The sequence below is a fragment of the Rhizobium tibeticum genome (assembly GCF_900110205.1).
Classification (GTDB): domain Bacteria; phylum Pseudomonadota; class Alphaproteobacteria; order Rhizobiales; family Rhizobiaceae; genus Rhizobium; species Rhizobium tibeticum.
Genome location: NZ_FOCV01000105.1, coordinates 1 through 4,113, shown reverse-complemented (window position 1 = coordinate 4,113; position 4,113 = coordinate 1). Strand labels below are relative to the sequence as shown.

Sequence of the window (4,113 nt, the reverse complement as noted above, 5' to 3'; positions counted from 1 at the left end):
AATGTCATCCGCAAACCTCCGTTTGCGACATAGATTCAGAATTCAACTGATTTGGAAACCGCAAAACGAGTCAGAGACCGCTCACGTTGGTATGAGTGGGTTGAAGATCTTTTCTGGAAGGATGATCGCTACCGGGTGCTCGAGCAGTTCGCAGACGGACCAGGAGAGACTCCGACCGACGGAGCGGAGTTGACATTATTCGTCTGGCGAGAATTCTGCGAACGAGCTGATCCGCCCCCAATTAAGGGGCCGTCGGTGTCGGAAACCATCGCACTCCTACGTCAGGCCATCCAATTTTCGTGACACTGGAAGTCCACTTCAGGCCGACCACGGCTTTGGCAGGGGATGCGCCAGTTCCGGACATTGCGATCCCCTCCGATCCCACTACTATCTATCCGATTTCGGGAGCAGCCGAATAGTCTCATCAATCAGTCACCAGAAGGCAGCCATGAAACCTATCGTTCTGATCGCAGCTATGGATGCGGGACGTGCCATCGGCAGAGGCAACGATATTCCATGGCACATCCCCGGCGAACAGAAAGTTTTCAGGGAACTGACAATGGGCAATGCCCTGATCATCGGGCGCATGACTTACCTCTCGCTACCTCGTCCGCTGCCGGGGCGGTATTGCATCGTACTATCTCGTTCGTTCGTTTCTCAGACTGCCGGTGTGCTCTTGGCTACGTCGCTCAACGAGGCTCTTTCACTGGCATCGGAGTTGCCGGGTTCAGAAATAACTGTCGGTGGTGGCCAGGAGATTTATAAGCTCTTCCTTCCGCTCGCCAATCGGATTCATTTGACGGTGCTGGACGCTACCTTCGGCGGCGACCGCTTTTTCCCATTGTTGCCTGAGGATGAGTTCTCGATTGCTGCTTCAGAGCGCGTTGAGGGTCCATTACCATACACGCGCTTCATATACGAACGAAGGTCTAGGCTTCCGAGTTAGCTGCGTAATGACCGCATAGGCCGGACTATGACCTCCAGGAGATTGTCCAACAACCGAATTCTTATCCGCGAGCGGCCGGAGTCGCTTAGGGTGTCATTTCGCCCTCAGCCGGAACCGACCCCAACATGATGTTCGGCACCTACGATGGCATTGAGCGCGATCTGCGCACCGGCTTGCGTGAGGTACTCGAAGGTGACGCCCGCGATCCAGAGGTGTTGGCGAAACTACGCGCCGATGCGGGCGATGCGATTGAACGCGCCCACATGCCTGAGGCGGGTGAAGCCGCCCAACCCCTGCACGCGCAACTGCTTCGCCTTGACCAGCAGGTGTCCTCCGCTGACGTGCCGCAGCTGCCCGATGCGCTGGCGGAGGCCTTCCCGAACCTCGCCAAGGCGTACGTTGCTGCGCCTTCTGCTGAGGCACGTATCCACGCCATCCTTGACAACTACCCTGTGTGCAGGCTCTCACATGCGCAATTCCCTGCCGGACAACCGGGGCTCATCCCCGGCGAGCCGGAACTGACCATGCGCAACCTTTTCACCATTGCGATCAAGGTAGGCACCGATGCGCTGAAATCCGACACCGGCACGGCGCTGTTTGCCAAGATCGTGGAGGCGTGCGAACGATCCGAGCGGGGGTTCACCGAGCGGGTGCGCGTGGTGCCGTACAGCAAGGCGACAGCCCGGGCCATGCACGATGGGAGATTTAATGCTGAGCAGACCAAGAGGCTCCTGCAGCACATGCCCACAATGGCCGCTGGTGTGATGCAGGATGCGCTGCACGCGCTGCAGCAGGCGCGCCTGATCGATCCGCCACCGCCACCGGCCGAGCGCCTGCGCGACGTAAGGACCGAGGACATCACGCTTAACGCCAAATCCCTGCTGACACGCGCCGGCGATATGGAGCCCGTGGTCACCGACATGCTGAAGCGTGCGGCCGAGCACTATAGTGGGCGACTGGTGGGAACACAGCATCAACTGAAGTCGCTCGGCTCACCGGAGGAAAAGCTCAAGCAGCAGATGGCTTTGAAAAAGCAGACCCTGGAAGAAGCGACGGCCGGCGTAAACGACGCGCGGCGCTACAGCGTGGCACTGAATCCGCAGGACTTCACCGTCGGCCTGCGTGGCGTGCTGGCCTCGCTGGACGATCAGGGGCATGTGCGCGTCAAGTCGACCAACACGTTTACGAAGCGGAGGCCGGCATTCAAGGCAGTCAACGTCACGTTGCGCAGTCCCAAAGGCGCGCTCTGGGAAATCCAGTTCCATACACCGGAGACCTTCGAGCTCAAGGAGAAATTCCATGATCTATACAAGCGCAACCATGCGCTGCAGATGAAAGGCGCTGCACTGGCTGATCAGGGGGAACTGCAGGCGGCGCAGGAGGCCTACAGTCGCGTGGCTTTGCCGCCGGCGTGTGAGGAGATCGACGATTGGGAAGCGTTGTGCAGCGGCAGAGAACCCGCACTGCCAGCTGCCGAGATATCACATGTCTCCGGGGCGTTGTCACGTTGCTTAAATGTGGCCACGTGAGGCTGAGCCTGCGCGTTTCAGGCAGGGCGTGCACTCACGGCTTCCAACGCGGCCATTGCCTGGCGTCGATGGGTTCGAATTTGTGCCACGGAGCGGTTGGTCTGGGATGGGAGGAAGAGGTTTCGGACGGCGGAGAAGATCGACACGAAATGCTGCAATGAGCCAACCGACCGGACCCTGTCGCCTTCGCTCCCGTTTCGACTCGTTTCGACTGGGAGGCGCTGCACTCGCCGTTGGCGTGGGTCCACCAGCAGCCGCACGATGAGTGCCGTCAACGCCTGTGGCGTTCCTTCGGACAACGTCTGCCATTGCGGCATCGCTGGTGTCTTCCCGCTGTGCGCGCTCGAGAACAGATCGAACTGATATGTCGTAAACTGGCGTGGCATGGACATCTCCCCGACTCGTTTCGTCAGGGATCAATGCTGCGCTCATATCCGCGCCTTGTGAGGGAGTGCCTGCCTCTTCCAGCAACTTTGCCAAAGCCAGCAGGCAAGCAAAATTGGCATACGCAATTGGTAAGGCCAACCACCTCGCACTCAGTGTCCGGTCAAACATCCACACCCGGACTTCGAGCAACCGGCATGACGTCGAACCCGAAAGGCTGCAGCGGAACACAGCAGACCCCTTGTCCACCAATCCATGGATATGGATAAGCCGCCCAGACCAGGGATGCCACGGATACAAAAGCTCACGAATCTCGGTCCCGTGGGTGTTCCGTCGCCCTGTTGTACAACACGCTTCACACGCATAAAGCTTTGGGATATCGGTAAACGAGCGAGTTCTCAAACTGTCAAACAGAAATCTGATCCTGTCTGGTTTTTATGGGCCAACTCCACGCGTTGGGACATGATTTCACACGGAAGCAAAGAGGTGACGACTATGTTTCTACTTAAGACTATTACGCTGGTTTCGTTGCTTAACGCAAATTGTGATGTCGCAGCGATCGAAATCGGAAAACGCCCATTAATCGTGATGGTCGCAAATGCCTCGGATGAGCGCAGCCGGGGACTCATGCGCAGGCGAGTTCTTAGCCCGTTCGACGGCATGATATTTGCCTACGATTCCCCTCGCCATGTGCGGTTGTGGATGCAACATACTCCGCTCCCACTGGACATGTTATTCTTCGATGGTACTGGTCGACTGGTATCGCTGCATCGCAACGCTGTGCCCTTGGATCAAGCTCCAATCGACGGCGGGAGTAATGTGCAGTACGTAGTTGAACTCCAGGCCGGTGGGCACCCTGATATATTGGCGGAACCTAACATACTTGAGCTAAACGCATGCAACGAAGCGGGCCTTCCGCGCTGACGTTTGGCTTCCATGGCTGATCTGCGCCGGTAGCTTTCGACACGCGATGTCACGTTATCAGCAGCTTAACGGGTGGCGGATAATTCGGTTGAGATGACCTCATCGACCATCAGCTACAAGAACCACCGTTTTCCACCGCAGATCATCGCCCGTGCGGTCTGGCTGTATTTCCGGTTCCCGTTGAGCCTGCGGCTGGTCGAGGAAATGTTGCTGGAGCGCGGTATCGTCGTCTCTTACGAAACGATACGGCGATGGGGCCGCAAATTCGGGGCAGCCTACGTCAAGCAGCTGCCTAGAAAGAAGCCGTCGCGGAAGGATATCTGGCATCTG

3 protein-coding genes and 2 pseudogenes are annotated in these 4,113 nt (G+C 57.9%); all 5 read left to right on the top strand.

What is annotated here, in order from left to right; all coding sequences use genetic code 11:
- Window positions 1-90: 90 nt before the first annotated feature.
- Window positions 91-303, top strand: a pseudogene (locus BSG20_RS38255) (HIT family protein); the annotation flags it as partial.
- 145 nt (window positions 304-448) lie between these two features.
- Window positions 449-946, top strand: a complete 498-nt coding sequence (locus tag BSG20_RS34715; RefSeq protein ID WP_093041955.1) for a dihydrofolate reductase — start codon at window positions 449-451, stop codon at window positions 944-946.
- 125 nt (window positions 947-1,071) lie between these two features.
- Window positions 1,072-2,475, top strand: coding sequence for a hypothetical protein (locus BSG20_RS34710; protein ID WP_210216968.1), 1,404 nt, complete (start codon window positions 1,072-1,074; stop codon window positions 2,473-2,475).
- Between the two features lie 639 nt (window positions 2,476-3,114).
- Window positions 3,115-3,783: a DUF192 domain-containing protein gene (locus tag BSG20_RS38750; RefSeq protein ID WP_342030088.1), complete on the top strand. Its 669-nt coding sequence runs from the start codon at window positions 3,115-3,117 to the stop codon at window positions 3,781-3,783.
- A gap of 46 nt (window positions 3,784-3,829) precedes the next feature.
- Window positions 3,830-4,113: pseudogene (locus BSG20_RS34695) on the top strand (IS6 family transposase); the annotation flags it as partial.